Below are 26,940 nucleotides of genomic sequence, written 5' to 3' on the forward strand. Positions count from 1 at the left end.
GGCATCTGCGGCGATTATTGCCACTCACGCACGTCGACGAAATGACCGGCGATCGCCGCCGCCGCCGCCATGGCGGGGGAGACGAGGTGGGTGCGGCTTTTATAGCCCTGACGGCCCTCGAAGTTGCGGTTCGAGGTGGAGGCGCAGCGTTCGCCGGGCTTCAGACGATCGTCATTCATGGCAAGGCACATGGAGCAGCCCGGTTCGCGCCATTCGAAGCCGGCGTCGAGGAAAATCTTGTCCAGACCCTCCAATTCCGCCTGTTCCTTCACGAGACCGGAGCCGGGCACGATCATGGCCGAAACGGTGGGAGCGACCTTGCGGCCATCGACGATCTTCGCCGCCGCGCGCAAATCCTCGATGCGGCCGTTGGTGCAGGAGCCGATGAAGACGCGGTCGATGGCGATATCGGTGATACGTGTGCCGGGCTTCAGGCCCATGTAGTCAAGCGCACGCCACTTGGAAGCGCGCTTGTTTTCTTCCTCGATATCATCGGGATTGGGCACAATGCCTTCAACGGAAGTCACGTCTTCCGGAGATGAACCCCAGGAGACGATGGGCGGCAGGTTGGCCGCATCCAGCACCACGACCTTGTCATAATGGGCGCCTTCGTCGGATTTCAGCGTTTTCCAATAGGCGATGGCCTGTTCCAGCGTTTCGCCCTTTGGCGAGCGTGGCTTGTCCTTGATGTAATCGAAGGTGGTCTCATCAGGCGCGATCAGACCGGCGCGGGCTCCGCCTTCGATGGTCATGTTGCAGACCGTCATGCGGCCTTCCATGGAGAGCGAACGGATCGCCTCGCCGGCAAATTCGATCACGTGGCCGGTGCCACCAGCCGTGCCGATCTCGCCGATAATTGCAAGGATGATATCCTTGGCGGTCACGCCATCAGGAATCTTGCCATCGACACGCACCAGCATGTTCTTGGCCTTTTTCTGGATCAGCGTCTGGGTCGCCAGAACATGCTCCACTTCCGATGTGCCGATGCCATGCGCGAGCGCGCCGAAAGCGCCGTGGGTGGAGGTGTGGCTGTCGCCGCAGACGATCGTCATGCCCGGCAGGGTGAAGCCCTGTTCAGGGCCGACGATGTGGACGATGCCCTGACGCTTGTCGCGCTCGGAATAATATTCGACGCCGAAATCCTTGGCATTCTGCGCAAGCGCTTCCACCTGAATGCGGCTTTCTTCATTCTTGATGCCTTCCAGCCGGTCGGCGGTGGTCGGAACGTTATGGTCGACCACGGCCAGCGTACGGGCCGGCGAATGCACGGGGCGACCGGCCATGCGCAGGCCTTCGAAAGCCTGCGGGCTCGTCACCTCATGCACGAGGTGACGGTCGATGTAGAGAAGACAGGTTCCGTCCGGGTCACGATTGACGACGTGGTCGTCCCAGATCTTGTCATATAAGGTGCGGGGTGCGCTCATGGCTCTATGCCTTGTCATGGAAAAGGGTAATCAGGGTTCAGAAAGGCGGTGGACAGCAGTTGCTGTCAGGCGAGCCTAAGTCGGCTGGTGAGCGCCCCGGAAACGCGCGCAAAGAACCGTGCCGGCAGACGCTTGTGGTCCTGCAGCACATAAACATTCTGCGCGAGACATCCGAATTTAGATCCCATGGCTGCCTTCATATCAGATCGCCGGTTTTACGGCAATATGAATGCGTATAGCACTGCACGCGACGGCTCGGCATTTTCTATATGCGCTGCATCATGGCGGAAGGCCCGTAACAGGCCTGTGTTGCGGGGGTTCTCCAATGGTTATGATGCAATGCAACTTGCGTACTTTGCAATGCACATATAGATGGGTTCCCTTATCATTTGCGTTTCGACGAGAAATCGAAGGGAGGGAAAAGCATATGGTATCCGAAAAAGCCCTTATCTCGAAGATCACCTGGCGGCTGATGCCGTTTCTTGGCCTTCTCTATCTCATCGCCTATATCGACCGCCAGAATGTCAGCTATGCCAAGCTGCAGATGGTCGATGCGCTGAGTCTGAGCGAATATGCCTATGGCCTTGGCGCTTCGCTGTTCTTCATCGGTTACTTCATCTTCGAAGTGCCGAGCAACCTGTTCCTCAACCGTTTCGGCGCCAGCAAATGGTTCGCCCGCATTCTGGTTTCCTGGGGCGCCGTCACCATCGCGCTTGCCTATACGCAGAACGCCACGATGTTCTACATCCTGCGCTTCCTGCTCGGGCTTTGCGAAGCGGGTTTCTTCCCCGGCGTGCTGTTCCTGATGACGCTCTGGTTCCCGCGCGATTATCGCGGCCGCATGATCGGTCTGTTCATGATCTTCAGCGCGCTTGCCAATGCCATCGGCGCGCCTCTCGGCGGCATGCTGCTCGATCTGGATGGTTTCCTTGGTTATGCCGGATGGGAATGGGTGTTCCTGGCAACGGGTATTCCGGCCGTCATCGCCGGCATCGCCACCTTCTTTTATCTCGACGACACCCCGGAAAAGGCGAAATTTCTGACGCAGGATGAGAAAGACTGGCTGAAGAACCGGCTGGCTGAAGAGAACAGGGGCATGGAAGAGCATGCGGAGGACGGCTTCAAGGCGCTGATCAATCCGCGCGTTCTGTTCATGGCGCTTTGCTATGTCGGATTTCCGCTGGCGGCCTATGGCCTCAGCTACTGGCTTCCGACCATCGTAAAGAGCTTCGGCGTTTCCAACACTGCCAATGGCTTCATCAACATCATCCCCTGGGTAATCGTGGCCATCGCCCTGTTCGTCGTGCCTTTGGCCGCCGACAAGGCGGAGAACAAGACGCCCTATATTGTCGGTCCTGCCTTCATCGGCGCCTTCTGCCTGTTGATGTCGGCATTGCTCACCGATCCGGTTTTGCAGTTCGCTTTCCTCTGCGTCGCCGCCGCGGGCATCTTTGCCGGCCAACCGGTGTTCTGGAGCCTGCCCGGTCGCTTCCTCAAGGGCGCGGGCGCGGCTGCCGGTATCGCCGCGATTAACTCGGTCGGCAATCTCGGTGGCTTCGTGGCGCAGAATGTCGTGCCCTGGATCAAGGATCAGACCGGCAGCACCATCGCGCCGATGTTCTTCCTTGCTTTCTGCCTGGCGCTTGCAGGGGTGCTGGTCATCATCGCAACGCGGAGAATGGGCAGTCAGGTCAAGGCCGCCTGATTTTGAAAGATCGCGGCAGCCGATGCGGCTGCCGACCGTCGCATATGTAAAAAATGTGGCCCGGAGGTTTCCGGGCCACAATCATTTTTAAGCGGCAATAGATGAAATTCTCTTTGAGAGAATTATGCGGTGAACCAGTCGCTACCGGTCAGGTGAACACCGGCGACAATGATCTTCTCACCCTTGTGCTCGCCAGAAACGTTGTAGCTGAGGATGGTGTCGTTTTCGAACGTCGAGACCGCCCAGTTGTCGAGCACGGTGCCGACCAGCTTCAGTTTGTCCACGGAGGCGTTGAAGCCTTCGATGGTGTCGGTGGCGATGCTCTTGGCCATGTCGCCGAGATTGAAAACGAAGGTGTCGGCACCACCGCTTGCAATGATTTTATCGACGCCCTTGCCGCCGGTCACCAGCGACGAAGCCAAGTTTACACCGCTCAGGTCGATTTTATCGTCGCCCGCACCCGCATCGATCTTGACCGAGGTGAAGCTGCCGTCTGTGACGCCGGCACCACCGTTAACAACGTTGGTTCCGGCAGCGATGCCGCCAGCACCTGCGTCGTTGAATGCAGTTCCGGCCTTCACGGTGATCGTATCGTTGCCGGCACCCGTGTCGATGTTGAAGGCGTTTACCCAAGCCTTGTCGTTCGAAACGACGGAGACGTTGACCGTGTCATTGCCTGCGCCAGTCGAGATGTTGCCACGCTTGGCATTGATAACTTCCACAGTGGATGAGCCGGTGCCGCCGAGATGAACGTCGACCTGAACGAAATCCTTGAAGGTGAGGTTTTCAGAGGTGTCGGACTGGGCGAGAGCGTTCTTTACCGAGTTCCATGCTGACGATACGTCAAATGTGAAGCCGTTCGAAGAAGCGTCGTAGCCAACGTCAACCGTACCGCCTGCACCAGTGCCGGGGACTGCTACAGCGCCGACGTTGACGCTGCCGGATTCCATCGAGGAACCGTTCTTCACCTGGGCGGTCGATTCCGTGAGGAGCTTATAAGCTTCCTGGTCGATGAGGGAGGTAAGCGAGGAAACCGAAGCGGCGCCGCCATTACCAAACGTTACTTTTAACGCCATTTTAAACTCCTAAAAATCTTTGAGAAATCGATGAATTAAAATTAAGTTTCTGCTAATTATTGCGGGTGATATTTAATACATAAAAAACCATAATACAATATAAGAAAAATCATTTTTTAAAAAAATCACGTATTTGGTGTGTTGGAAAATTATACCTATCCTATAGCCTATCGTAATAGACTATTCCTGAACGAACGTCTTCCTGAGCCTGTCCTGGAATGGTTTAACAAAATAGGAGAGAACGCTCCTCTCGCTGGTCTGGATAAACACTTCGGCCGGCATGCCGGGATACAACCTACCGCCAGGTAGGTGCGCGGTGCCGGCTTTGTCGGGCTTTATGCTCAGTACGTAATAGGATGTGCCAGTTCGGGAATCTGTCTGCAGGTCGGGGGCGACGACTGCAACTTCTGCGTTCAAATCCGGTGTCGTACTTTGGTTGAATGCCGTGAAACGAATGGTGACCGGCTGCCCGACGTAAATCTGATCGATGTCTCGCGGCGGAATATTGGCTTCAATGGCAAGCTCATCCTGCTCCGGCACCACCAGCATCAGCACTTCGCCCGGTTGAATGACACCATTTATGTTGTGCACTGAAAGCTGGTAAATGCGACCGGCGATCGGCGATCGGATGTCGAGACGATCCAGCTGGTCTCGCGTTGCCGCCAACCGCTCTTCATATTCGGCAACGGTTGCTTCGATCGATGTCAGATCTTTAGTGACTTCCGATTTGCGGTCTTCGTCGAGCTGAAGCAATTGCAGGTCCAGTTCGCTCAGCTTGCCAACCGTCTGCGCACGGGCGGCGATATATTGGCCCTGCTGGCCTTCGAGGTTGGAAAGCTGGCGCTTGAGGAGGTTGAGGCGCTGAAGCGTGACAAGCCCTTTTTTGAACAGCTCGTCGGTCTTGGAAACGTCTTCCTTTACAATGGCAAGCTCATTTTCCGTCGCCTCCACTTGCACCTCAAGACCGTGTGCCTCGTCGGCGAGCTGATCCTTGCGTGTTCCAAGCTGCTTTTTCATGCCGCTCAACGCGCTGCGGCGACTGTTGAAAAGGTTCTGCTCGCTATCGATGAAGGTCTTTGCCGCCTTCGAATTCGTCAGGGCCGCCAGATCTTCCGCCACGGTGAAAGACGGTGCCTCGGCAATTTCCGCGCGCAGACGAGCCCGACGCGAATAAAGTTGCGCCAGCGTATTTTCGACGATGGAGAGGTTCGCCTGAACGACGGTGGCGCTCAGCCGCAACAGGACCTGACCGGCCTTGACCCTGTCACCTTCGGCGACATTGATTGCGCTGACGATGCCGCCGGAAAGATGCTGGATTTTTTTGGAATTGCCTTCAACAACCACCCGGCCCGTGGCCACCACCGCGCCGGCAAGCTTTGCGAAAGCCGCCCAGCCGCCCAATCCGACCAGGAGGCCAAGGGCGAGAACGACCACCGCGGTCGAGTGTCTGAGAATGGAAACATTCGTCATGCCGGGTTTTTCCGCCTCAACCATTTTCGCTCACCCGGTTTTCAATCTTGCGCGTTTCTTCCTCCTCAGGCACCTGGCGGATATTCTGCCGCAGGATTTGCGCCAGCACCTCTTCCTTCGTGCCGAAGCGCAGCATCCGGCCGTTGCTCATCACCATCACCAGATTGACGCTTTCGATGGCGCTGGGGCGATGGGCAATGACGACGACGATGCCGCCGCGGGCCCTGATGTCGCCAATGGCATTGCGCAGCGCCCCTTCGCCCTCGCTGTCCAGATTGGAGTTCGGTTCATCGAGGAGGACGAAGAAGGGTTCTCCAAACAGCGCGCGGGCAAGGCCGATGCGCTGTTTCTGCCCGCCCGACAAAGCTTCGCCCCGATCACCTATATGGGTGTCGTAACCATTGGGCAGGTTCAGGATCAGCTCATGCACCTGTGCGGCCTTGGCTGCGGCGACGATTGCTTCCGCTGTCGCATCACGGTCGAAGCGTGCGATATTCTGCGCCACGGTCCCCGGCATCAGCTCCACCTGCTGGGGCATGTAGCCGATGGATTTGCCGAGAAACTCGAAATCCCACTGGTTGAGCGCGGCCCCATCGAAGCGGACGGAGCCGCGTTCATAGGGCCAGATGCCGGTCATCAAGCGTGCCAATGTGGACTTGCCGGATGCGCTTGGGCCGATGATGCCGAGACCATTGCCCGCGTTCAGTGTGAAGGAAATATCGGCGACCGTATCGCGCGCGCCACTGGGTGGCCCACCCGTTACACGGTCAACAGCGACGGTATATTGCGGACGCGGCAGGGAGAGCGGCGGTGCCGGTTCGGGCACCAGTTCCAGAAACTCGTTAACGCGCTTCAAGCCCTGTCTTGCGGTCATGAAGCTGCGCCAGTTTGCAATCGCATGTTCGACCGGGCCGAGCGCCTTTGCGGAAAGGATCGAGCCCGCGATGATGCTGCCCGCCGATGCATTGCCGTCGATGACAAGCACGGCGCCAATGGCCATGACGCCGGATTGCAGCAACAGGCGGAAGGTTCGCGACATGGCGCCGAGCATGCCTGCCGTATCCGACGTCGACAGGGTGACGGAGCGATATCTGGAGTGCAATTCGTCCCACATGGACGTCACCGCAGCCATCATGCCCATGGTCTTGATGGATTCAATGTTGCGCTGACTGCTGCCGACAAGAACGTTTCTCTGCCCTCGCGCGGCATAGGCCTGCTTTGTCGCCTTTTCCGTCAGCCAGTTGGTCAGAAGCGTCAGCACGACGAGAACCACGGCCCCGCCGAGCACCGCAAAACCGATCCAGGGATGCAGGGCGAAACAGATCAGCAGATAGATGGGCAGCCAGGGAATGTCGAAAAAGGCCGCCGGACCCGGGCCGGAAAGAAACTGGCGAATTTGATCGAGATCACCGACGATCTGCAGCCCATCGATCTTGGCGGAAGCGAGGAGCGGCGCGCTGATCGACGCCCTGAAAAGCTTTCGATTGAGCGCGTCATCCATATTGTCCGAGATGCGCGCCAATATCCGGCCCCTTAACGCGTCGAACGCCATCAGAAACGCGTAGAGAACGATCAGGAGAACGACCAATGCCACAAGAGATGGAATGCTCTTGCTGGGCAGAATACGGTCGTAAACTTCCAGCATGAAAAGCGAGCCGGAAAGATTAAGAATGTTCATCAACGCGCTGGCGAGGCCAACGGCCAGGAAAGCGGACTTATTTTTTGTTAAAAAAGAATTAAAGAAAAACATAATAACACCTAAAACGGCAAGAAAATCGCACAATAAATGGAATTAGGCAATGCTGTTCGAGAATGGGCTAAAACAGCCGGGCAAAAAAATCAGATAAGCATTTGTTGTTAATCGAAATCCGCCGCATCCTTCCGTGAAGGAAATGGCTGAAAGGCGCAGCTTTCGTTCGGCAAGCTCTGGCAAGCCAATGCTTGCCGGGTTCGGCTTTCAAGCTGCCTGCCGAATTTTCCCTGCGTGGTTTGCTGCAATATGTCGGGGCAACAAAAAAGGCGGCCCGAAGACCGCCTTTCGATCAATCCATCGAAATGGAAATCTTATTCCGCTGCGGTTTCCGCAGCCTTTGCTGCTTCTTCCGCTGCCTTGGCTTCTGCGGCTTCGGCTGCTGCCTTCTCGGCGGCCAGAGCCTGTGCTGCTGCTACCTTTTCGGCTTCCAGACGTGCCTTTTCGTCGGCAAGCGCCTGACGCTCGGACTCGTTCAGCTTGCGGGCGCGCGTACCGGTGTTCTCAACGATACGGGCAGCCTTGCCGCGACGATCACGCAGGTAGTAGAGCTTCGCGCGGCGAACCTTACCGCGACGAACGACTTCAACGCCTTCGACCAGCGGGGAGTAGATCGGGAATACGCGCTCGACGCCTTCGCCGTAGGAGATCTTGCGAACGGTGAAGCTTTCGGAAAGGCCGCCGCCGGAACGGGCGATGCAAACGCCTTCGTAAGCCTGAACGCGGGTACGGTTACCTTCGGTAACGCGCACGTTGACGCGCAGGGTGTCGCCCGGAGAAAACTCAGGCAGGGTGCGCTTTGCTTCGATCTTGGCGGCCTGTTCGGCTTCCAGCTGCTGAATGATATTGGTCATGTTAACCTCTGATTTCTTCTGAAACAGCCAGAGCGCTCAACGGTTCGCCTGTCGGTCAATGCCTTCAGACCATGCCTTGCGGCAGGAGCGGGTTCGCCATTCTTTGCTTTCGGTTGGGATATTTCCCATTTCCACGCGGGCACATACACGAGGATGCGCCGTTTGTCATCCCTTTCATGACAATATTTTATCAATTACGCGCCGCGTTCCGGCAGTTGCGAAGCGGCGTGCTGGCGGATATGGCATGGGAACCTTGGGAGGGGCCATGTCCATATTCATCGTTCTCATGCTGTTTGCGACAGGTTTTCTGTCTGGCGTCGTCAATGCGATCGCCGGTGGCGGCACTTTCCTGACCTTCGGGGCGATGACGCTGGCCGGCCTGCCGCCCATCGTCGCCAATGCCACCTCGGCTATCGTGCAGTTTCCGGGTTATATCACTTCCGTGATCGCCTATGGGCCGGAAATCCGCGCCCATTGGCGCGAGGCGATCCTGCTGTCGGCCGTGTCCGTTGTCGGCGGGTTGGCCGGGTCGCTGCTTCTGCTGTCGCTCGACAATCCATCCTTTCGCCAGCTGGTTCCATGGCTGCTTCTGGCCGCTACCGCCGTTTTCGCCGCCGGCCCGTGGCTCAGGCCGAAGGCGAGTGCGGAACGTTCTCCCGGCAATCTGCCGAGCCTCGTCTTTCAGGGGCTCGCCTCCATCTATGGCGGTTTTTTCGGAGCGGGCATGGGCATCATGATGCTGGCCATCCTCGGGATAACCTCGGGCGGCAGCTATCATCATCTGAATGCGCTGAAGAACCTGTTGTCGGTGGTGATCGCCGTCATCGCCATTACCATCTTCGTCAGCGGTGGTGTCGTGTCCTGGTGGGCGGCGCTGATCATGTTTCCGGCAGCCGCGCTCGGCGGCTATGCGGGTGTGCATACCGCAAGGCGCGTGCCGCAGTGGATCATTCGCTGGCTGGTGATTGCGGTCGGGCTGGTGCTGACGGCCTATTATTTCGTTTCGGCCTGAGCCTTCTTGAGGAGGTCCGGGCGCCTTTCCTGCGTCAGTTTCAGCGCTTGCTCTTGCCGCCACCTGTCGATGGCGGCGTGATTGCCTGACGTGAGGACGGTGGGAATATCGCGGCCTTCCCAGACCTGCGGGCGGGTATAATGCGGATGTTCCAGCAACCCGCCCTCGAAGCTCTCATGCACGCCGGAAAGATCGTTGCCCATGACGCCCGGCAGGATGCGGACGACGGCGTCCAGCAGTGTCAGCGCCGCCGGCTCGCCGCCGGAGAGGATGTAGTCGCCGATCGACACTTCCTCCAGTTCGCGCGCCTCGATCACCCGCTGGTCGACGCCTTCGAACCGGCCGCAGATGATGATCGCGCCTTCGCCCGCCGCGAGTTCGCGCACACGGTCCTGAGACAGCGGTTTGCCGCGCGGGCTCATCAGCAGGCGCGGGCGCGTATCGCCATCCGAAACACGGTCGATGGCCGCAGCCAGAACGTCGGGTTTCAACACCATGCCGGCGCCGCCGCCTGCCGGTGTGTCATCGACGCTTCTGTGTTTGTCGGTGGCAAATTCGCGGATCTGTACGGCCTCCAGCGACCATTGCTCCCGCTCCAGCGCCTTGCCGGCCAGCGAATATTGCAGATGCCCCGGAAACATTTCCGGGTAGAGCGTCAGAACGGTGGCCTTGAAGGTCATTGTTTTATTTCTTGCCGAACGGCGATACGCCGGTTTCGTCCTTGTCGTCGGGATTGTCGATCAGGCCGGCGGCCATCGGGTCGATGAGAATGCGCCCGGCTTCCAGATCGATCTCGAGCACGGCCGCTTCCGAAAAGGGAATGAGGGCGGGCCGGCGGCCAGCGCCTTTCAGTTCCAGCAGATCGCCGGCGCCGAAATCATAGACGGCGCTGACGGCGCCATAACTTTTGCCCTCGGCATCAACGGCTTCCAGCCCTTCCAGATCGGCATAATAAAACTCGTCATCGTCAAGCTCGTCGTCAGGCAGATTGTCGCGCTCGATGAACAGTTCCAGCCCGTTCAGGCTTTCCGCCGCATTACGGTCGTTGATGCCTCTGAAACGGACGACGACGACATTCTTGCCCTCGCGCACCTCCAGAATTTCGAAAACGCGGCCATCGGCAGTGACAAGATTGCCGTAGTCGCCGAGCGCCATCGGATCGGCCGTATAGGTGCTGACACGGACTTCGCCGCGCAGGCCCTGCGCGCCGCCGATTTTTGCCATGAGTACCGGGTTTTCCAGCTTTGCCATCGGGCCGTCCGTCTTCTGGTGTTGGTTGCGTCAGCTTTAAGGTTTGTTGACGCCAAAATAAACAAAAAACGGGCGGCATGGAAAACCACGCCACCCGTTCTTTACAAGTTTCCGTACAGATTATTCTGCAGCAGAGGCTTCCGCAGCAGCAGCGGCTGCATCTTCAGCCTTCTGCTTCTTTTCAGCGATACGCTCGAGAGCGCGCTTGCCCGGCTTTGCCTTTTCCGGGTTGCTGCGAGCGGCGCGCTCGGCAAGGCCGGCTTCGGCGAGGAAGCGCAGAACGCGGTCGGTCGGCTGTGCGCCCTTGGCGATCCATTCCTTGATGAGGTCAGCCTTCAGCTCAACGCGCTGCGGGTTGTCCTTGGCAAGCATCGGGTTCCAGGAACCCACCTTCTCGAGGAAACGGCCGTCGCGGGGCGAACGGGCGTCAGCAACGACGATCTGGTAATACGGGCGCTTCTTGGAACCACCGCGTGCGAGACGAATTTTAAGTGCCATGTTATTTACTCCTTGAGGTAGTTTGTCCGCCGTTCAGGCGGTCTTTTCGTTACCGCCATGTTCGGCGGCGATTGCTTCATGATGCCGGATGACTTCCTTGATGATGAAGTTCAGGAACTTCTCGGCGAAATCCGGGTCCAGATTGGCGTCCTTCGCCAGACGGCGAAGGCGTTCGATCTGGTATTCCTCGCGCGCCGGGTCTGCCGGCGGCAAATTGTACTTTGCCTTCAGCACGCCCACCGCCTTGGTACAGCGGAAACGTTCGGCAAGAATGTGAACCAGTGCGGCATCGATATTGTCGATCGACTGGCGGTATTCGGAAAGCTGGGCTTTCACCTCTGCATTGTTCACGGGCGTCCCCCTCACTTCTTTTTCGGAAAGCCGGGCAGGCCCGGCATGCCGCCAAGACCCGGCAGCTTGGCTCCACCGAGACCCGGCAATCCACCTGGCATGCCACCAAGACCCGGCATTGCACCCGGCTTGCCGAGACCGGCGGCTTCCGCCTGCTTCTGGAGCGCTTCAAGCTGCTTCGGATCGATATTCGACAGATCAGGCATGCCGCCGCCAAGGCCACCGAGGCCCATCTTGCCGGCAAGGCCGCCCATCATCTGCTTCATGATGCCGCCTTTGCCCTTGCCGCCCATGGCCTTCATCATGTCGGCCATACCGCGATGCATCTTCAGAAGCTTGTTGATTTCGGCGGCATCGGTGCCGGAACCGGCGGCGATGCGCTTCTTGCGGCTGTGCTTCAGAATGTCAGGGTTGGCGCGCTCGGCCTTGGTCATCGACGAGATGATGGCGATCTGGCGGTCGAACATCTTGTCGTTCATGCCGGCCGAAGCCATCTTGTCCTTCATGCCGGCCATGCCGGGCATCAGCCCCATGATGCCGCCCATGCCGCCCATCTTCTTCATCTGGCCAAGCTGATCGGCGAGATCGTTGAGGTCGAATTTGCCCTTGGCCATCTTCTCGGCCATGGCGCGGGCTTTTTCCGCGTCGATGTTTTCGGCGGCCTTTTCGACCAGCGAGACAATGTCGCCCATGCCGAGAATACGGTCGGCGATACGGCGCGGATGGAACTCGTCGAGTTCGTTCATGCGCTCGCCGATACCGATCAGCTTGATCGGCTTGCCGGTAACGGCGCGCATGGAGAGAGCCGCACCGCCGCGACCGTCACCATCCATACGGGTGAGCACGAGGCCGGTAATGCCGACACGCTCATCGAAATTGCGTGCCAGATTGACGGCGTCCTGACCGGTCAGCGAATCCGCGACCAGCAGGATTTCATGCGGGTTGGACTTCCTCTTGATGTCGGCCATTTCCAGCATCAAGGGTTCGTCGATGTGCGTGCGGCCGGCGGTGTCGAGAATGACAACGTCATGGCCGCCGAGCTTGGCAGCCTGTACGGCGCGTGCGGCGATATCGGTTGGCGACTGGCCGGCGATGATCGGCAGCGTGTCGACGCCGGTCTGGACGCCGAGCTGGCGAAGCTGTTCCTGTGCGGCCGGACGACGGGTGTCGAGAGATGCCATCAGCACCTTCTTCTTCTCGCGGTCGGTCAGGCGCTTGGCGATCTTGCCGGTGGTCGTGGTTTTACCAGAACCCTGTAGACCCACCATCATGATGACGACGGGGGCAGCCGCATGCAGGTCGATCGAGACGCCTTCGGTGCCGAGCATTTCGACAAGTTCGTCATGGACGATCTTGACGACCATCTGGCCGGGCTTGATGGATTTCAGGACGGCGGCACCAACGGCCTTTTCACGCACCTTGTCGGTGAAGGAGCGCACGACTTCCAGCGCCACGTCCGCTTCCAAAAGCGCACGGCGAACCTCGCGCAGGGCGGCGGCAACATCGGCTTCCGTCAGCGCGCCACGGCCGGTCAGTCCATTCAGAATGGAACCAAGGCGGTCCTGGAGGTTTTCAAACATCGTTTCTTCCTTCTTCGTTCCGGGGTCTCCGAAACGTCGGTGCTTTCGCTGGCAAAAACAAGACGCAAAGCCAAAAAGCACCCGAGGGCGCATCGCGCTGTCGGGTGTTGACCTCCGGGATCTCTTTATACCTTTGCGGGTCCCGGTCGGCGGCTTGGAGTCATGAAACTGCCAGCTGATGGGCGGGATAAACAGGAAAGTGCGGGAAAAGTCAAGGCGATGCCGGTTTGCGGCCGGCAAAGCCTGCATTTCATCTTTGCGTGATCGGCCGCAAGCCGCGATTGGCGGCGCTTGAACGGCGCCATTCCGCTTCCTATACCTTTGTCATGAAACGCCGAAACTTCTTTCGTTTTTCCGCTCTTGGTCTGCTCGCTCTGGCGGGCGGTGGTCTCTATGCCCGCCGTTCGAACGCCAGCGCCTATTATAGCGGCCCCATCTCCGATCATTTCGACGGGGTGCGCTTCTTCAATCCCGGCGGCTCGCCGCCCGGCAATTTCATGGGCCTTTTGAAGTGGCGCTTCAATGGCGAGCGCGCCACATGGCCGGAAAACTATCCCAGCCCCTTTCCCTTCGCGAAACCGGAAGCCCGGATTGACGGCAGGGACATGCGCGTCACCTTCGTCGGCCATGCCTCCTTTCTCATCCAGACGGCCGGGCTGAATATTCTTATCGATCCGGTGTGGTCGCAGCGTACCAGCCCCTTCAGCTTCGCCGGTCCCAAACGGGTCAATCCGCCCGGCATCCGTTTCGAGGATCTGCCACCCATCGATCTGGTGCTGGTGACGCATAATCACTACGACCATCTGGATATGGAGACGCTGAAGCGCCTGCACGTGGCGCACAAGCCGCTTTTCATCACGCCGCTAGGCAATGACGCCATCATCCGCACCGGTGTCGAGGCGGCGCGTATCGAGGTGGGCGACTGGGGCGATGTGGTGGAGACGGGTTCGGTGAAAATTCACTTCGAGCCCTGCCACCACTGGTCAGCCCGCGGTTTGAATGACCGGCGCATGGCGCTCTGGGCAGCCTTCGTTATCGAAACGCCTGGTGGCAAGATCTACCATATCGGCGATACCGGCTTTCACGAGGGACTCAACTACCACGCCGCGCGCAAGAAACACGGCGAATTCCGCCTCGCCAACCTGCCTTTCGGCGCTTATGAACCGCGCTGGTTCATGAAGGGCCAGCACCAGAACCCGGCGGAAGCCGTGGAAGGCATGAAGCTTTGCGGTGCGGCGCATGTCTGCGGACACCATTGGGGTACGGTACAGCTCACCGATGAGGCGGTGGATGCGCCGCTTGCGGCGCTTAAGGCCGCGCTGTCGGAGCAGGGGGTGGAGGAGAGCCGTTTCCGGCCGATGCGTCCCGGCGAGGTTTTCGACGTGCCTTTAGCCTAAGGCCGCCGCCGCGTTTGCGCCGCAACAGTCTGGTAATTTGCTGTCCTTTCCGCCATATAGGGCGAAAGTGCGGGGAAATCCCCTATGCAATCCGATTTTCAGACAGTTTTCAGGTTTAGGGCAATGGCGGATACGGTCGAATTTGCGAAGATGAACGGGCTTGGCAACAAGATTCTCGTTGTCGATATGCGCGGCCGTAAAGATATGGTCACGCCGGCGGCGGCAATCGCGCTTAATGCCGATCCCGCCACACAGTTCGACCAGATCATGGCCATTCACGATCCGCGTGTCAGTGGCACGGATGCCTTCATCGATATCCTCAATTGCGATGGCACGAAGGCGCAGGCCTGCGGCAACGGCACGCGTTGCGTGGTGCAGGCGCTGTCGTCCGAAACCGGCAAGACCAGCTTCACCTTCCAGACGGTCGCGGGCATTCTGAACGCTGTCGAACATGAAGACGGCATGATATCAGTCGATATGGGCCTGCCGCGTTTCCGCTGGAGCGACATTCCGCTTTCGGAAGAGTTTCACGATACGAGCCGCATCGAGTTGCAGATCGGGCCGATCGATGCACCGATCCTGCATTCGCCCGCCGTCATGTCCATGGGCAATCCGCATGCGGTTTTCTGGGTGGATCGCGATCCGATGGCGTTCGATCTCGAACGTTTCGGGCCGCTGCTCGAAAACCACCCGATGTTCCCGGAAAAGGCCAATATCACGCTGGCACAGGTGATTTCCGACAGCGGGCTTCGCACCCGCACCTGGGAGCGCGGCGCGGGGCTGACGCTTGCCTGCGGTTCCGCCGCCTGTGCGGCGGCCGTTTCCGCCGCCCGCACCGGCCGCACGGGCCGAAAGGTCACCATCGATGTTGCCTCCAGCACCATCCGCGTGCCGCTGACCATCGACTGGCGTGAGGATAATCACGTCATCATGACCGGCCCGGCCGAATGGGAATGGTCGGGTTCCGTCGATCCCGTCACCGGCGTCTGGGCGCGGGATGCGGTCGAACGGGGGGCCGTATGAGCGGCGTCGAGGTCATAACCTTCGGCTGTCGTCTCAACACCTATGAATCGGAAGTGATGCGGGCGGAGGCCGAAAAGGCGGGGCTCAACAATGCCGTGCTGGTCAATACCTGCGCCGTGACGAGCGAAGCGGTGCGGCAGGCGCGCCAGGCCATCCGCCGCGCCCGGCGGGACAATCCGCATGCGCGCATCATCGTCACCGGCTGCGCCGCCCAGACGGAAAAACAGACCTTTGCCGAAATGCCCGAGGTGGATGCGGTGCTGGGCAATGAGGAGAAGCTGAAAAGCGCCTCTTATCGCGCGCTGCCGGATTTCGGCGTTTCGGCGGAAGAAAAGCTGCGCGTCAACGACATCATGAGCATCAAGGCGACCGCGCCGCAGATGGTCAAGCACATTGACGGGCATGTGCGCGCCTTCATTCAGGTGCAGAATGGCTGTGATCATCGCTGTACCTTTTGCATCATTCCCTATGGGCGCGGCAATTCGCGCTCCGTGCCGATGGGGGCGGTGGTGGATCAGGCCCGCAGGCTGACGGAAAGTGGCTATTGCGAAATCGTGCTGACCGGGGTGGATGCCACGAGTTATGGGGCTGATCTGCCGGGCGAGCCGTCGCTCGGTTACCTCGCCAAGACATTGCTGAAGCAGGTGCCAGATATTCTTCGCCTGCGGCTTTCTTCCATCGACAGTATCGAGGCGGATCATCATCTGATGGATCTGATTGCCGATGAGCCGCGTTTCATGCCGCATCTGCATCTCTCCCTCCAGCATGGCGACGACATGATCCTGAAACGCATGAAACGCCGCCATTTGCGGGCCGATGCCATTCGCTTCTGCCACGAGGTGCGATCGCTGAGGCCCGATATCGCCTTCGGTGCGGATATGATTGCCGGTTTCCCGACCGAGACGGAAGAGATGCTCGAAAACGCGGCGACGCTGGCGGAAGAATGCGGTATTTCCAGCCTGCATGTCTTCCCCTACAGCCCGCGTGCGGGCACGCCGGCGGCGCGCATGCCGCAGCTGGACCGCGCGCTGGTGAAGGAGCGGGCGGGACGGCTTCGGTCGCGCGGCGAGGCGCTGAGACAGGCGCATCTGCAAAACATGGTCGGTTCAGTGCAGACGATACTCGTTGAAAACAACGGTTTTGCCCATACCGACAATTTCACGCTGGTGGCAGCGCCTGATCTTGCCCCGCGCACTCTTGCGCAGGTTGCGATTACCGGCCACAACGGCAAACATCTGAACATGAAGCTTCTGGCGGCGGATGCGGCCTGAGGCGACCAAAGAGAAAAGACACGGGAACAACCATGGCCCTCGGCTTCATCAAAAAAGTCTTTTCGTTCGGCAAGGACAAGGCCGAAACGGAAGAGCGGCCGCAAGAGGACGCTGCGCTTGAGCGCGGCAATGAAAATGCCTCCTTCGAAGCCGCGCTGAGCGATGCCAAAGCGCATGATGCTGTCGACAGGGACCCTGTTTCCGAACTGGAGATGGAGACGGCTGGCGGCCCGGCTGCTGATGAGGCGACGGATTTGGTTTCCTCCGAAGAGGACGAAGACGAGGACGCTCCGCTTCTGCCCGGTGCCGAGATTTCCGGCGATATGGGCCTGGTGCCGCTGTCGTTATTAGAGGCGGAAGCAGCCGCCGAAGAGCAGGCCGAAGCGGCCCCTGAAGCAGCGGATGTCGTGCTGGATGCGGATGCGATGGATGCGCTGCTCGATGAGGCGGAAGCAGCCACAGCTGCCGAGCCCTCCGCGATTCCGCCAGCTCTACCAAAGGGTTTTTCATCCGCTCGTGAGCGCCAGGAGCCTGCCCCTGTTGCACCACAGGTGAAATTGACTTGGTTCCAGCGCCTGCGTGCGGGCCTCGCCCGCACCTCATCGCAGCTGACCACGCAGATTTCGGCGCTCTTCACCAAACGCAAGCTGGATGAGGATACGCTCGACGAGCTGGAAGATCTTCTCATCCAGTCCGATCTCGGCGTCGAGACCGCCATGCGCATCACCGGTGCTCTGTCTTCCGAACGCTATGGCAAGGATGTGAGCGGCGAGGACGTGGCGCGCATCATGGCGGGCGAGATCACCAAGGTTCTGAAACCAGTCGCGAAACCGCTGGAACTCGATCTCTCGCATAAGCCGCATGTCATTCTCGTTGTTGGTGTGAACGGCACCGGCAAAACGACCACCATCGGCAAGCTTGCCGCCAAGCTCTCCGGCTCGGGCCTCAAGGTGATGCTGGCGGCGGGCGATACGTTCCGCGCGGCGGCGATCGAGCAGCTGAAGATCTGGGCCGACCGTACGGGCTCGGAATTCATCGGCACCAAGCTCGGTGCGGATGCGGCCGGGCTTGCTTATGACGCCTATGAACAGGCGCGGGCGCAGAAAAGCGATGTGCTCATCATCGATACGGCCGGCCGTCTGCAGAACAAGACGGAACTGATGGCGGAGCTGGAAAAGATCGTGCGCGTGCTCGGCAAGCTCGATCCGGATGCACCGCACACCGTGCTGCAGACGCTGGATGCGACGACGGGACAGAACGCCATGAACCAGGTGGAAATATTCCGCAATGTCGCGGGTGTTTCGGGCCTGATTATGACAAAATTGGATGGCACGGCGCGGGGCGGTATCCTCGTTGCCATCGCTGCCAAACACAAGCTGCCGGTCTATTTCATCGGTGTGGGTGAAGGTGTCGATGATCTGGAGCCCTTCGAGGCGGAAGATTTCGCCAAGGCCATTGCGGGAGTTTGAGTATGGACATCGAAAGCAATCCCAAGGAAAGCGAAAAGATGGTGGCGGAAATCAGCCCGCTCCTGAAATTCGTGCTCGAACTTGGCCCGCTCATGGTGTTCTTCTTCGCCAATTCCCGCGGCGAATGGCTGGCCTCCACCTTCCCCGTGCTGACGGAATTCGGCGGACCGATCTTCATCGCCACCGGCCTGTTCATGATCGCAACGGCGCTGGCGCTTTCGGTTTCATGGGTGCTGACGCGCAAACTGCCGATCATGCCGCTGATATCGGGCATCGTGGTCTTGGTATTCGGTGCGCTGACGCTCTGGCTGCAGAACGATACCTTCATCAAGATGAAGCCGACCATCGTCAACACGCTGTTCGGCGTCATCCTGCTGGGCGGCCTGTTCTTCGGGCAATCGCTGCTGGGCTACGTCTTCAATTCGGCCTTCAGGCTGACCGATGAGGGCTGGCGCAAGCTGACGCTGCGCTGGGGCGTGTTTTTCCTCTTTCTCGCGGTGCTGAACGAGGTGGTGTGGCGCATGTTCACCACCGATACCTGGGTGGCCTTCAAGGTGTGGGGCACGATGCCGATCACCATCATCTTCACCATGGCCCAGATGCCGCTCGTCATGCGCCATTCGCTTGAGCCTCTCAACAAGGACGAAAAATGACAGTTGCGGAGATGCCGGTTTCCCGTTCGCGTTCGCTCAAATGGTTCGGCGTGGCCGCCGGGCTGCTTCTCCTGCAGATCGTCATTCTCTATGCCATGGGCCGCATTCCCATCTGTGAATGCGGTTATGTGAAGCTGTTCGAACCGGGCGTGAACACGCCGGGCAATTCCCAGCATCTGGCAGACTGGTATACGCCCTCGCATATCATTCACGGGTTCCTGTTCTACTGGTTCGCCTGGCTATTGTTCCGCAACAAACCGCTTTCCATGCGTCTTTCGCTGGCGGTGCTGGTGGAAGCGGCGTGGGAAATCCTCGAAAACTCGCCCATCATCATCGATCGCTACCGTACGGCGACCATGGCGCTGGGTTATACCGGCGACAGCATCCTGAACTCGGCGATGGATACGGTCTTTATGGTGCTGGGTTTCCTCTTCGCCGCCCGCGTGCCGGTATGGCTGACGGTCGTGATCGCCATCGTCTTTGAAATTTTCACCGGCTGGCTGATCCGCGATAATCTGACGCTGAATGTGGTCATGCTGGTCTGGCCTGTCGAAGCAATCAAGGAATGGCAGAACGCGCTCCCGCAAATGTGAATGGGCTCGCCGGGATTTTGGCCGGAAAGGCGCTGAAACCGCGCGTTATATGCAGGCTTTCTTAAGGGCATTGCGATAACGTCCGGCTTCAAAGGCCCGTTTTTCCTTCCGGCAGAACCCATTGCAAGATAACTTCGCCTATCTTCTTCCCTTCATCATGCTGACATTCGGCGTGGTATTCCTGTTCCTGCAGAGGATCGGCCACGCTTCGGCGCGCTATTGGGGCATCGGATATCTTGCGGCGGCTTTTGGTTTCGCCACACCGCTCGTGCTTGGCGGCCTGCCTTTCGAAGTTCAGGCGATCCTTTCGAACCTGCTGTTCTTCTCCGCCTTCTTCCTTTATGGCCACGCGCTGCTCACCCATTTTGAGCGGCCGCTTTATACCAAGGCACGGCTGTCGATTGTGGCGGTGGCGATATTGCTGGTCGCCTTCCATGTTTTCGTCACGCCGGATCTGAAACGCGAACTCGTCATCGGCGATCTCGTCTGTGCCCTTTTGCTTGCTATCCCGGTCTGGATTGTGCGGAAGCGGCCGGTGGCGCTTGCCGACAGGCTGATGGTGGGAATTGCCTGTCTTGTGGTGCTGGAAACGCTGGTGCGCATAGGCATGCTGCTGGTGATGACGCCGGGTGGCTCGATGATCGAGCTCAGCGAATTTTTCGAATCCGACTATGCCTTCTACATGCAGCTTGCCGCGAGCATCTTCGGCTTCCTGCTCGCCCTTTCCGTGCTGGCCAGCCAGATTTCCGTCACTGTCGACCGGCATCTGCATGCGGCAGAGCACGATCCGCTGACGGATGTACTGAACCGCCGTGGTTTCGACCGGCGCGTTCCCGATTTTCGCAACGATACGCCTGACGGTGCGATCATCGCCTGCGACATAGACCACTTCAAGCGCATCAACGATGTTTACGGTCATGCGGCCGGCGATATCGTACTCATCGGCCTTTCTGACCTTCTCAGGCGAAACGCGCCCGAAGATGCGCTGGTGGCGCGTTTCGGCGGTGAAGAATTCGTGGTCTTCCTGCCAGGCAGCACGGCCGCCGCGGCCGGCCAGCTTGCCAATGGCATGCGCACAGGCCTCTCGTCGCTCGATTGGCGCAACCGCGGTGTGACCAGCCAGATCACCGCAAGCTTCGGTGTCTCGGCCATCGCGAGGGGAGATCATTCCATCCACGACGCCATCAAGCGGGCCGATGACAGCCTTTATGCCGCAAAGCGCGGTGGTCGCGATCAGGTCGTGCTTGAAGGTATACGTCTGTCGGCTGAGGGCCCTTCGCTGAGGGTCGTTACCAAGGGGTGAGGCCCTGCCGGGTGGGTTATTTCCCGGCGGCGGCGGCGATGGCGGGCAGCAGGTCGCGCTCGACGCTGCGGGCATCGAAGGGGCCGACCTTTTTATAGAGGATCGTGCCATCCGCGCCGACCAGATAACTCTCGGGAATGCCGTAGACGCCCCAGTCTATCGCGGCCTTGCCGTTTGGATCGACGCCTATCGCAGCAAAGGGATTGCCGAGTTCACCGAGGAAGCGCAGTGCATTGTCCTGCTTGTCCTTGTAGTTGATACCCACGACGGTGATGCGGCTGTCCTTCGCCAATTCCTTAAGCAGCGGATGCTCCTGCCGGCAGGGGATGCACCAGGAGGCGAAGACATTGACTAGCGTCAGCTTGCCCTTGATGGCGGCATCGGTGAGCGCCGGAAGGTTCGAGCCCTCCAGTGGCGGCAGCGACAGGGAGGGTGCCCTAGTGCCAATCAGCGCTGACGGAATGGCGCTGATATCCAGCCCGTTGACATCCTGATCGTAGAGCATCTTGCCGGCAATGAGGGCGAAACCGCCGAACAGCAGCAGCGGCAGCAGCGCCAGCGCATAACGGGCGCGACCCGTCGTTTTGGCCTTGGTGTCGGGGTCAGCCTGCGTCATTGCGCATCACCTGCGGAAGCGGCTCTCGCCCTGCGGCGTATGCCGGATGCCTCGAGTTCCTTCAGTTCCCGTTTGCGTGCCTGACCGTCCACGACGACCCAGGCGATGAGACAGAGAACGACGAGGCCGGTCGCCGCATAGGACATGCCGATATAAAAGGCGTGTGTCATCACCTCAGCCCTCCCGGTTGGCCATGCGGGCGGCAAGCCGCCGCTGCGCGGCCACGCGCCGGCGCCAGATTTCGTTGCGCATGGCGGCGATGTGCAGGGTGAAGAACAGCAGCGTGAAGCCGACTGCCATGGTTAGAAGCGGCCAGAGAAACTCCGCATCGATGGCGGAACCGCCCATGCGGATGACACTTGCCGGCTGGTGCAGCGTGTTCCACCACTCCACCGAAAATTTGATGATCGGGATATTCACGAAACCCACGAGGATCAGTACGGCACTGACGCGGGCGGCTCTGGACGGATCGTCCATGGCACGATTGAGCGCGATCAGCCCCAGATACATCAGGAACAGCACGAAAACGGAGGTTAGTCGCGCATCCCATACCCACCAGGTTCCCCACATGGGTTTGCCCCAGAGCGACCCGGTGATGAGCGCAATCAGCGTGAAGGCGGCACCAATGGGCGCGGCGGCTTTATGGCTGACATCCGCCAGCGGATGACGCCAGACGAGGGTGCCGATGGCAGAGACCGCCATGACCGAATAACACATCATGGCGAGCCACGCGGAGGGCACATGCACATACATGATGCGTACCGTGTAGCCCTGCTGGTAATCACCCTCGGTGGTGAAGGACAGATAAAGACCAGCGGCCAGCACCAGCGCCGTGAGAACGGCGAGCCAGGGCAGAATACGTGTCGCCAGCGCCAGAAACCGGGTGGGATTGGCGAGATCACTGAATTTGGTGATGGTGAAGGTCTGCTCGTTCATGCCGTTTGTGTAACCCGAGAATGGCCGTCCCGCAATTGATCCCTGTCAATCGGGGATCGTCATTGCAGTTTCCTCAATCCATAACATTGCGCAGGGCCAAAGCAGCAAAGAAAGGGCCGGTGACGGCTGAAAATAACGTGATCGCGCAGAGAATGAGGAAGGGCGGCATGAAGGGCGCCGGGTCCTGCACCGCCGCATAGGAAGCGCTGACGCCGAAGATCAGCACCGGAATGGCGAGCGGCAGGACGAGGATGGAAACCAGAAGGCCACCACGCGGCAGGGCAACGGCAACCGCCGCGCCCACCGCGCCGATGAAGGTGATGGCCGGTGAGCCGACAAGAAGCGTGAGCATCACGGCACCGATCGCCACCTCGTCCATGTTCATGAAAAGTCCGAGCAGCGGTGAAGCAAGCACCAGCGGCAGGCCGGTTGTGACCCAGTGCGCCAGGCATTTGACGAAGACGGTCAGCACCAGCGGGGTTTCCTGCATCAGGATGAGATCGAGGGAGCCGTCATCCCGCTCGGCCTGAAACAGCCGGTCGAGGCCGAGAAGGGCGGACAGGAGCGCGCCGATCCAGACGATGGCCGGACCGATGCGGGCGAGCAGGTTGAGATCCGGGCCGACGCCGAAGGGGATGACGGCAACCACGGTCATGAAGAACAGCACGCCGATCAGCGCGCCGCCGCCGGCACGGATGGAGAGTTTGATATCGCGGAGGAGGAGGGCGGTCATTGGGGTTGCTCCGCGTCTGGGGCGTTACCCCCCTCTGCCCTGCCGGGCATCTCCCCCACAAGGGGGGAGATCGACTCGCGGCAAGGTCTCGCCCATCTCAAAGCGTGGGAATGAAACGAGAAGAGGGCTTCTTGCCGATCTCCCCCCTTGTGGGGGAGATGCCCGGCAGGGCAGAGGGGGGTATGCCTCGCGCGCAAACCGTTCATGCCCAAGCCTCCACCCCCGCAAAACCCGTCATCTGCAATTCACGCGCATTCTCCAGACCCAAAGACTGATGGGTCGCAGCCAGGACAATCCCGCCTTTCCCCAAATGGCTTTTGACGAGATCGGTAAACATCCCGTCCGCAGCCTTGTCGAGCGCCGCCGTCGGCTCATCGAGTATCCACACCGGTCGCCATGCAATCAAAAGCTTCGCCATGGCAAAACGTCGTTGCTGACCCGCGGAGAGATAACCGAAGGGCAGGTGGGTAATGCCCGCAAGGCCGACGATCTCCGCCGCCTCGTCGATCGTCGTGCCGGCGCCGCCGGGGAAATCGCCGAGGAAGTCCTTCCAGAAGCGCAGATTCTCCGAGACGGTCAGTTCCATTTTCATCGCATTGCGATGGCCGAGATAATGGCAGGCCTCCGACGGCCGCATCTCGGCGTCTATTCCTTCGCCGGCTATCTTCACCCTCCCCTTTTCGGGACGCAGCAGGCCGGCCACCGTGCGCAGGAGCGTGGATTTTCCCGAGCCGTTGCGTCCGGTCAGCAGCAACGCCTCGCCGTTGCTTAACTTGAAGGAAATGTTCATGAATATGAAATCTTCGCCGCGTCGCACGCCAAGATTTTCCGCCGTCAAATCCATGCTGCGGTTCCGTTTCAGATTTCGTCGTTTCGATAAAAAAATCGATTAGCTTTGTTGAATGGTCTGGCACGTTTCTCCGAAATTATCTATATGGGTGTCAACCACGCCAGCGGCCGGCGTGAACATCATCTTGCGCCGGACTTGACGATTGCGAGGAGCAATTTTCACGTGCGGACAGCGGAAATGGTCGTACCCGCATCCTGATGTGCATGAGTGCATAGGTGTCCGCACGCACGTGTTGGCTATCAGAGTAAGCGGGGTTTTTGATCCATGCCCAAATCACTCGACAGTTTCCAATGTCGTTCCGTCCTTACCGTTGACGGTAAGGATTACGTCTATTTCAGCCTTCCCAAGGCTGAAGCCAATGGCCTGAAGGGCGTTTCCAAGCTGCCCTATTCCATGAAGGTTCTTCTGGAAAACCTGCTGCGTTTCGAGGACGGCCAGTCCGTTACCAAGGAGCACATTCTGGCGGTTTCCGAATGGCTGAACAATAAGGGCCTGACCGAAACCGAAATCGCCTACCGCCCCGCCCGCGTTCTCATGCAGGACTTTACCGGCGTTCCCGCTGTTGTCGACCTTGCCGCCATGCGTGACGGTATCAAGGCCCTCGGCGGCGATCCGGAAAAGATCAACCCGCTCGTTCCCGTCGATCTCGTCATCGACCACTCTGTCATCGTCGATGAATTCGGCACGCCGAGCGCCTTTGCCCGCAACGTCGAGCTGGAGTATGAGCGCAACGGCGAGCGTTACCGCTTCCTGAAGTGGGGCCAGCAGGCCTTCGAGAATTTCCGTGTGGTTCCACCCGGCACCGGCATCTGTCACCAGGTCAACCTCGAATATCTCGGCCAGACCGTCTGGACGAAGGAAGAGGATGGCGAAACGATCGCTTATCCGGATACCTGCGTCGGCACCGACAGCCACACGACCATGATCAATGGTCTCGGCGTTCTCGGCTGGGGCGTGGGCGGCATCGAGGCTGAGGCAGCCATGCTCGGCCAGCCGGTCTCCATGCTTCTGCCCGAAGTCATCGGCTTCAAGCTGACCGGCAAGGTGAAGGAAGGCGTGACCGCGACCGACCTCGTACTGACCGTCGTGCAGATGCTGCGCAAGAAGGGCGTGGTTTCAAAGTTCGTCGAATTCTTCGGCCCTGGCCTCGATTCGATGTCTCTCGCCGACCGCGCCACCATCGGTAACATGGGCCCGGAATATGGCGCGACCTGCGGCTTCTTCCCGGTTGACGGCGAAACCATCAATTACCTCACCATGTCCGGCCGCGCCAAGGACCGCATCGCCCTCGTCGAAGCCTATTCGAAGGCGCAGGACATGTGGCGCACCGGCGATGGTTCCGATCTCGTCTTCACCGACACGCTTGAACTCGATCTTGGTGACGTCGTGCCTTCCATGGCTGGCCCAAAGCGTCCGGAAGGCCGCCTGCCGCTTGAAACCATCGCGCCGAATTTCGCGACGGCTCTTGAAAATGACTACAAGAAGCCCGGCCAGCTCAACAGCCGTTACGCGGTTGAAGGCGAAGCTTTCGATCTTGGGCATGGCGATGTGGCAATTGCCGCCATCACCTCCTGCACCAACACCTCCAACCCCTCGGTTCTCATCGCCGCGGGCCTTCTCGCCCGCAATGCGGTCGCCAAGGGGCTGAAGTCCAAGCCATGGGTGAAGACCTCGCTTGCACCTGGATCGCAGGTGGTTGCGGAATATCTCGACAAGTCGGGCCTGCAGAAGGATCTCGATGCGATCGGTTTCAACCTCGTCGGTTTCGGTTGCACCACCTGCATCGGCAATTCCGGCCCGCTGCCGCCTGCGATCTCCAAGACCATCAACGACAAGGGCCTGATCACCGCAGGCGTTCTCTCGGGCAACCGCAACTTCGAAGGCCGTATCTCGCCGGACGTTCAGGCGAACTATCTGGCCTCGCCGCCGCTCGTCGTGGCCTATGCCCTTGCCGGCACGGTCCAGAAGGATCTGACCAAGGAGCCGATCGGCGACGACCAGAACGGCAATCCTGTTTATCTCAAGGATATCTGGCCGACCTCCAAGGAAATCCAGGAATTCATCCTGAAATACGTCACCCGCGAGCTTTATGAAACGAAGTATGCCGATGTGTTCAAGGGCGATGCGAACTGGCAGGCCGTTCAGGTTCCTCCGGGCCAGACCTATGCCTGGGACGACCAGTCGACCTATGTTCAGAATCCGCCCTATTTCGTCGGCATGGGCAAAAAAGGCACCGGCCTCAAGAACATCAAGGGCGCGCGCGTCCTCGGTCTCTTCGGCGACAAGATCACCACCGACCACATTTCTCCGGCCGGTTCGATCAAGGCTGCATCGCCTGCCGGCGCCTATCTGACGGAGCATGGTGTTGCCGTGGCCGACTTCAACCAGTACGGCACGCGGCGTGGCAACCATGAAGTGATGATGCGCGGCACCTTCGCCAATATTCGCATCCGTAACCACATGCTCGGCCCGAACGGCAAGGAAGGTGGCTACACCATCCACTATCCGTCCAAGGAAGAGATGTCGATCTACGATGCCGCCATGAAATACAAGGCGGAAGGCGTCCCGCTCGTCATCTTTGCCGGTGTCGAATATGGTAACGGCTCGTCCCGCGACTGGGCGGCGAAGGGCACGAACCTGCTCGGCGTCAAGGCCGTCATCGCGCAGTCCTTCGAGCGTATCCACCGTTCGAACCTCGTTGGCATGGGTGTTGTTCCCTTCGTCTTCGAGGAAGGCACGACCTGGGCGAGCCTTGATCTCAAGGGTGACGAAATCGTCGAGATCGACGGTCTCGAAGGCGAAATCAAGCCGCGCGAGAAGAAGATCGCCAAGATCACCTATAGCGACGGTACGGTGAAGGAAGTTCCGCTTCTTTGCCGCATCGATACGCTTGATGAAGTGATCTACATGAACAATGGCGGCATTCTGCAGACCGTTCTTCGCGATCTGGCAGCATAAGCTTCAACAATCGAAGACGTCGGGAGAAATCCCGGCGTCTTTCCGTTTCATGGTCTCTTTTTTTGTGATTGTCGCTCACCCCTTCGTGACTTTCTATTGAAGGGCAATAGACGTTATTTTCCGGTTTGCATCCCGGCAGGATTGATCGCATCAATTCGTCTGGATCT

General features: G+C 59.4%; 25 protein-coding genes. 10 read left to right on the forward strand and 15 right to left on the reverse strand.

Annotation, left to right across the window (positions count from 1 at the left end; all coding sequences use genetic code 11):
- Window positions 1-14 precede the first annotated feature (14 nt).
- Window positions 15-1,424: a 3-isopropylmalate dehydratase large subunit gene (gene leuC / locus AC5YUO_RS08635; RefSeq protein ID WP_400817230.1), complete on the reverse strand. Its 1,410-nt coding sequence runs from the start codon at window positions 1,422-1,424 to the stop codon at window positions 15-17.
- 427 nt (window positions 1,425-1,851) lie between these two features.
- On the opposite strand from leuC, the gene AC5YUO_RS08640 reads away from it, so the two are divergent.
- On the forward strand, window positions 1,852-3,129 hold the full coding sequence (locus tag AC5YUO_RS08640; RefSeq protein ID WP_496152999.1) for an MFS transporter: 1,278 nt from the start codon (window positions 1,852-1,854) through the stop codon (window positions 3,127-3,129).
- A 122-nt stretch (window positions 3,130-3,251) separates the two neighbouring features.
- On the opposite strand, the gene AC5YUO_RS08645 is transcribed toward AC5YUO_RS08640, so the two are convergent.
- The 4 genes from AC5YUO_RS08645 to rplS all read right to left on the reverse strand — a co-directional run bounded on the left by AC5YUO_RS08645 (window position 3,252) and on the right by rplS (window position 8,279).
- Entirely contained in the window at window positions 3,252-4,205 is a 954-nt protein-coding gene (locus AC5YUO_RS08645; RefSeq protein WP_496153000.1) for a rhizobiocin, read from the reverse strand.
- A 180-nt stretch (window positions 4,206-4,385) separates the two neighbouring features.
- A complete protein-coding gene (locus AC5YUO_RS08650) occupies window positions 4,386-5,699 on the reverse strand; it encodes an HlyD family type I secretion periplasmic adaptor subunit (RefSeq protein WP_496153001.1) in 1,314 nt (437 codons plus the stop codon).
- The gene (locus AC5YUO_RS08655) at window positions 5,692-7,425 is read right to left on the reverse strand and encodes a type I secretion system permease/ATPase (RefSeq protein ID WP_496153002.1); all 1,734 of its coding nucleotides are present in this window, start codon (window positions 7,423-7,425) and stop codon (window positions 5,692-5,694) included. Before AC5YUO_RS08655 ends, AC5YUO_RS08650 begins: the two co-directional genes overlap by 8 nt.
- A 314-nt stretch (window positions 7,426-7,739) precedes the next feature.
- A complete protein-coding gene (rplS, locus tag AC5YUO_RS08660; protein ID WP_003520506.1) occupies window positions 7,740-8,279 on the reverse strand; it encodes a 50S ribosomal protein L19 in 540 nt (179 codons plus the stop codon).
- 265 nt (window positions 8,280-8,544) lie between these two features.
- Here rplS and AC5YUO_RS08665 point away from each other — a divergent pair, with 265 nt between their 5' ends.
- On the forward strand, window positions 8,545-9,291 hold the full coding sequence (locus AC5YUO_RS08665; RefSeq protein ID WP_496153003.1) for a sulfite exporter TauE/SafE family protein: 747 nt from the start codon (window positions 8,545-8,547) through the stop codon (window positions 9,289-9,291).
- On the opposite strand, the gene trmD is transcribed toward AC5YUO_RS08665, so the two are convergent.
- The 5 genes from trmD to ffh form a co-directional block, all read right to left on the reverse strand.
- Entirely contained in the window at window positions 9,273-9,971 is a 699-nt protein-coding gene (trmD, locus tag AC5YUO_RS08670; protein ID WP_496153004.1) for a tRNA (guanosine(37)-N1)-methyltransferase TrmD, read from the reverse strand. The two genes, AC5YUO_RS08665 and trmD, sit on opposite strands and share 19 nt — an antisense overlap.
- A gap of 4 nt (window positions 9,972-9,975) precedes the next feature.
- A complete protein-coding gene (gene rimM, locus AC5YUO_RS08675; RefSeq protein WP_080815609.1) occupies window positions 9,976-10,542 on the reverse strand; it encodes a ribosome maturation factor RimM in 567 nt (188 codons plus the stop codon).
- A gap of 120 nt (window positions 10,543-10,662) precedes the next feature.
- A complete protein-coding gene (gene rpsP, locus AC5YUO_RS08680) occupies window positions 10,663-11,040 on the reverse strand; it encodes a 30S ribosomal protein S16 (RefSeq protein WP_220317723.1) in 378 nt (125 codons plus the stop codon).
- Between the two features lie 33 nt (window positions 11,041-11,073).
- The gene (locus AC5YUO_RS08685) at window positions 11,074-11,391 is read right to left on the reverse strand and encodes a chorismate mutase (protein ID WP_065114319.1); all 318 of its coding nucleotides are present in this window, start codon (window positions 11,389-11,391) and stop codon (window positions 11,074-11,076) included.
- Window positions 11,392-11,402: 11 nt separating this feature from the next.
- Window positions 11,403-12,971, reverse strand: a complete 1,569-nt coding sequence (gene ffh / locus AC5YUO_RS08690) for a signal recognition particle protein (protein WP_496153005.1) — start codon at window positions 12,969-12,971, stop codon at window positions 11,403-11,405.
- A gap of 281 nt (window positions 12,972-13,252) precedes the next feature.
- Between ffh and AC5YUO_RS08695 the strand changes: the two genes are divergently transcribed.
- The 7 genes from AC5YUO_RS08695 (at window position 13,253) to AC5YUO_RS08725 (ending at window position 20,680) form a co-directional block, all read left to right on the forward strand.
- Complete coding sequence (locus tag AC5YUO_RS08695) at window positions 13,253-14,368, forward strand: MBL fold metallo-hydrolase (RefSeq protein WP_496153006.1); 1,116 nt, start codon at window positions 13,253-13,255, stop codon at window positions 14,366-14,368.
- 123 nt (window positions 14,369-14,491) lie between these two features.
- Window positions 14,492-15,391 (forward strand): diaminopimelate epimerase, encoded by a 900-nt coding sequence (dapF, locus tag AC5YUO_RS08700; RefSeq protein ID WP_496153007.1) that lies wholly within the window; start codon window positions 14,492-14,494, stop codon window positions 15,389-15,391.
- Window positions 15,388-16,662, forward strand: coding sequence for a tRNA (N(6)-L-threonylcarbamoyladenosine(37)-C(2))-methylthiotransferase MtaB (gene mtaB, locus AC5YUO_RS08705; RefSeq protein WP_496153008.1), 1,275 nt, complete (start codon window positions 15,388-15,390; stop codon window positions 16,660-16,662). The genes dapF and mtaB overlap by 4 nt, the downstream gene beginning before the upstream one ends.
- Before the next feature lie 32 nt (window positions 16,663-16,694).
- The gene (gene ftsY, locus AC5YUO_RS08710) at window positions 16,695-18,131 is read left to right on the forward strand and encodes a signal recognition particle-docking protein FtsY (RefSeq protein WP_496153009.1); all 1,437 of its coding nucleotides are present in this window, start codon (window positions 16,695-16,697) and stop codon (window positions 18,129-18,131) included.
- Window positions 18,132-18,133: 2 nt separating this feature from the next.
- Window positions 18,134-18,784: a septation protein A gene (locus AC5YUO_RS08715; RefSeq protein WP_400817202.1), complete on the forward strand. Its 651-nt coding sequence runs from the start codon at window positions 18,134-18,136 to the stop codon at window positions 18,782-18,784.
- Window positions 18,781-19,377 (forward strand): DUF2585 domain-containing protein, encoded by a 597-nt coding sequence (locus tag AC5YUO_RS08720; RefSeq protein ID WP_496153010.1) that lies wholly within the window; start codon window positions 18,781-18,783, stop codon window positions 19,375-19,377. Before AC5YUO_RS08715 ends, AC5YUO_RS08720 begins: the two co-directional genes overlap by 4 nt.
- 121 nt (window positions 19,378-19,498) lie before the next feature.
- Window positions 19,499-20,680, forward strand: a complete 1,182-nt coding sequence (locus AC5YUO_RS08725; protein WP_496153011.1) for a GGDEF domain-containing protein — start codon at window positions 19,499-19,501, stop codon at window positions 20,678-20,680.
- A 16-nt stretch (window positions 20,681-20,696) separates the two neighbouring features.
- Here the strand turns inward: AC5YUO_RS08725 and AC5YUO_RS08730 are convergent, their stop codons facing one another.
- The 5 genes from AC5YUO_RS08730 to ccmA all read right to left on the reverse strand — a co-directional run bounded on the left by AC5YUO_RS08730 (window position 20,697) and on the right by ccmA (window position 23,809).
- Window positions 20,697-21,296: a DsbE family thiol:disulfide interchange protein gene (locus AC5YUO_RS08730; protein ID WP_496153012.1), complete on the reverse strand. Its 600-nt coding sequence runs from the start codon at window positions 21,294-21,296 to the stop codon at window positions 20,697-20,699.
- Window positions 21,293-21,466: a heme exporter protein CcmD gene (ccmD, locus tag AC5YUO_RS08735; protein ID WP_496153013.1), complete on the reverse strand. Its 174-nt coding sequence runs from the start codon at window positions 21,464-21,466 to the stop codon at window positions 21,293-21,295. Before ccmD ends, AC5YUO_RS08730 begins: the two co-directional genes overlap by 4 nt.
- Window positions 21,467-21,470: 4 nt before the next feature.
- On the reverse strand, window positions 21,471-22,232 hold the full coding sequence (locus AC5YUO_RS08740; RefSeq protein WP_400817192.1) for a heme ABC transporter permease: 762 nt from the start codon (window positions 22,230-22,232) through the stop codon (window positions 21,471-21,473).
- A gap of 73 nt (window positions 22,233-22,305) precedes the next feature.
- Complete coding sequence (gene ccmB, locus AC5YUO_RS08745) at window positions 22,306-22,965, reverse strand: heme exporter protein CcmB (protein WP_059759870.1); 660 nt, start codon at window positions 22,963-22,965, stop codon at window positions 22,306-22,308.
- A 202-nt stretch (window positions 22,966-23,167) separates the two neighbouring features.
- Window positions 23,168-23,809, reverse strand: a complete 642-nt coding sequence (gene ccmA, locus AC5YUO_RS08750) for a heme ABC exporter ATP-binding protein CcmA (RefSeq protein WP_496153014.1) — start codon at window positions 23,807-23,809, stop codon at window positions 23,168-23,170.
- A gap of 270 nt (window positions 23,810-24,079) precedes the next feature.
- Between ccmA and acnA the strand changes: the two genes are divergently transcribed.
- Entirely contained in the window at window positions 24,080-26,773 is a 2,694-nt protein-coding gene (gene acnA, locus AC5YUO_RS08755; protein ID WP_496153015.1) for an aconitate hydratase AcnA, read from the forward strand.
- The last annotated feature ends 167 nt before the right edge of the window (window positions 26,774-26,940 follow it).

The organism is Agrobacterium sp. LEGMi-208b, from assembly GCF_059511785.1.

Bases quoted from the DNA above. Each gene is read 5' to 3' on its own strand.
- leuC (WP_400817230.1), bottom strand. From the start codon at position 1,424: ATGAGCGCACCCCGCACCTTATATGACAAGATCTGGGACGACCACGTC.
- AC5YUO_RS08640 (WP_496152999.1), top strand. From the start codon at position 1,852: ATGGTATCCGAAAAAGCCCTTATCTCGAAGATCACCTGGCGGCTGATG.
- AC5YUO_RS08645 (WP_496153000.1), bottom strand. From the start codon at position 4,205: ATGGCGTTAAAAGTAACGTTTGGTAATGGCGGCGCCGCTTCGGTTTCC.
- AC5YUO_RS08650 (WP_496153001.1), bottom strand. From the start codon at position 5,699: ATGGTTGAGGCGGAAAAACCCGGCATGACGAATGTTTCCATTCTCAGA.
- AC5YUO_RS08655 (WP_496153002.1), bottom strand. From the start codon at position 7,425: ATGTTTTTCTTTAATTCTTTTTTAACAAAAAATAAGTCCGCTTTCCTG.
- rplS (WP_003520506.1), bottom strand. From the start codon at position 8,279: ATGACCAATATCATTCAGCAGCTGGAAGCCGAACAGGCCGCCAAGATC.
- AC5YUO_RS08665 (WP_496153003.1), top strand. From the start codon at position 8,545: ATGTCCATATTCATCGTTCTCATGCTGTTTGCGACAGGTTTTCTGTCT.
- trmD (WP_496153004.1), bottom strand. From the start codon at position 9,971: ATGACCTTCAAGGCCACCGTTCTGACGCTCTACCCGGAAATGTTTCCG.
- rimM (WP_080815609.1), bottom strand. From the start codon at position 10,542: ATGGCAAAGCTGGAAAACCCGGTACTCATGGCAAAAATCGGCGGCGCG.
- rpsP (WP_220317723.1), bottom strand. From the start codon at position 11,040: ATGGCACTTAAAATTCGTCTCGCACGCGGTGGTTCCAAGAAGCGCCCG.
- ffh (WP_496153005.1), bottom strand. From the start codon at position 12,971: ATGTTTGAAAACCTCCAGGACCGCCTTGGTTCCATTCTGAATGGACTG.
- dapF (WP_496153007.1), top strand. From the start codon at position 14,492: ATGGCGGATACGGTCGAATTTGCGAAGATGAACGGGCTTGGCAACAAG.
- mtaB (WP_496153008.1), top strand. From the start codon at position 15,388: ATGAGCGGCGTCGAGGTCATAACCTTCGGCTGTCGTCTCAACACCTAT.
- ftsY (WP_496153009.1), top strand. From the start codon at position 16,695: ATGGCCCTCGGCTTCATCAAAAAAGTCTTTTCGTTCGGCAAGGACAAG.
- AC5YUO_RS08715 (WP_400817202.1), top strand. From the start codon at position 18,134: ATGGACATCGAAAGCAATCCCAAGGAAAGCGAAAAGATGGTGGCGGAA.
- AC5YUO_RS08720 (WP_496153010.1), top strand. From the start codon at position 18,781: ATGACAGTTGCGGAGATGCCGGTTTCCCGTTCGCGTTCGCTCAAATGG.
- AC5YUO_RS08730 (WP_496153012.1), bottom strand. From the start codon at position 21,296: ATGACGCAGGCTGACCCCGACACCAAGGCCAAAACGACGGGTCGCGCC.
- ccmD (WP_496153013.1), bottom strand. From the start codon at position 21,466: ATGACACACGCCTTTTATATCGGCATGTCCTATGCGGCGACCGGCCTC.
- AC5YUO_RS08740 (WP_400817192.1), bottom strand. From the start codon at position 22,232: ATGAACGAGCAGACCTTCACCATCACCAAATTCAGTGATCTCGCCAAT.
- ccmB (WP_059759870.1), bottom strand. From the start codon at position 22,965: ATGACCGCCCTCCTCCTCCGCGATATCAAACTCTCCATCCGTGCCGGC.
- ccmA (WP_496153014.1), bottom strand. From the start codon at position 23,809: ATGGATTTGACGGCGGAAAATCTTGGCGTGCGACGCGGCGAAGATTTC.
- acnA (WP_496153015.1), top strand. From the start codon at position 24,080: ATGCCCAAATCACTCGACAGTTTCCAATGTCGTTCCGTCCTTACCGTT.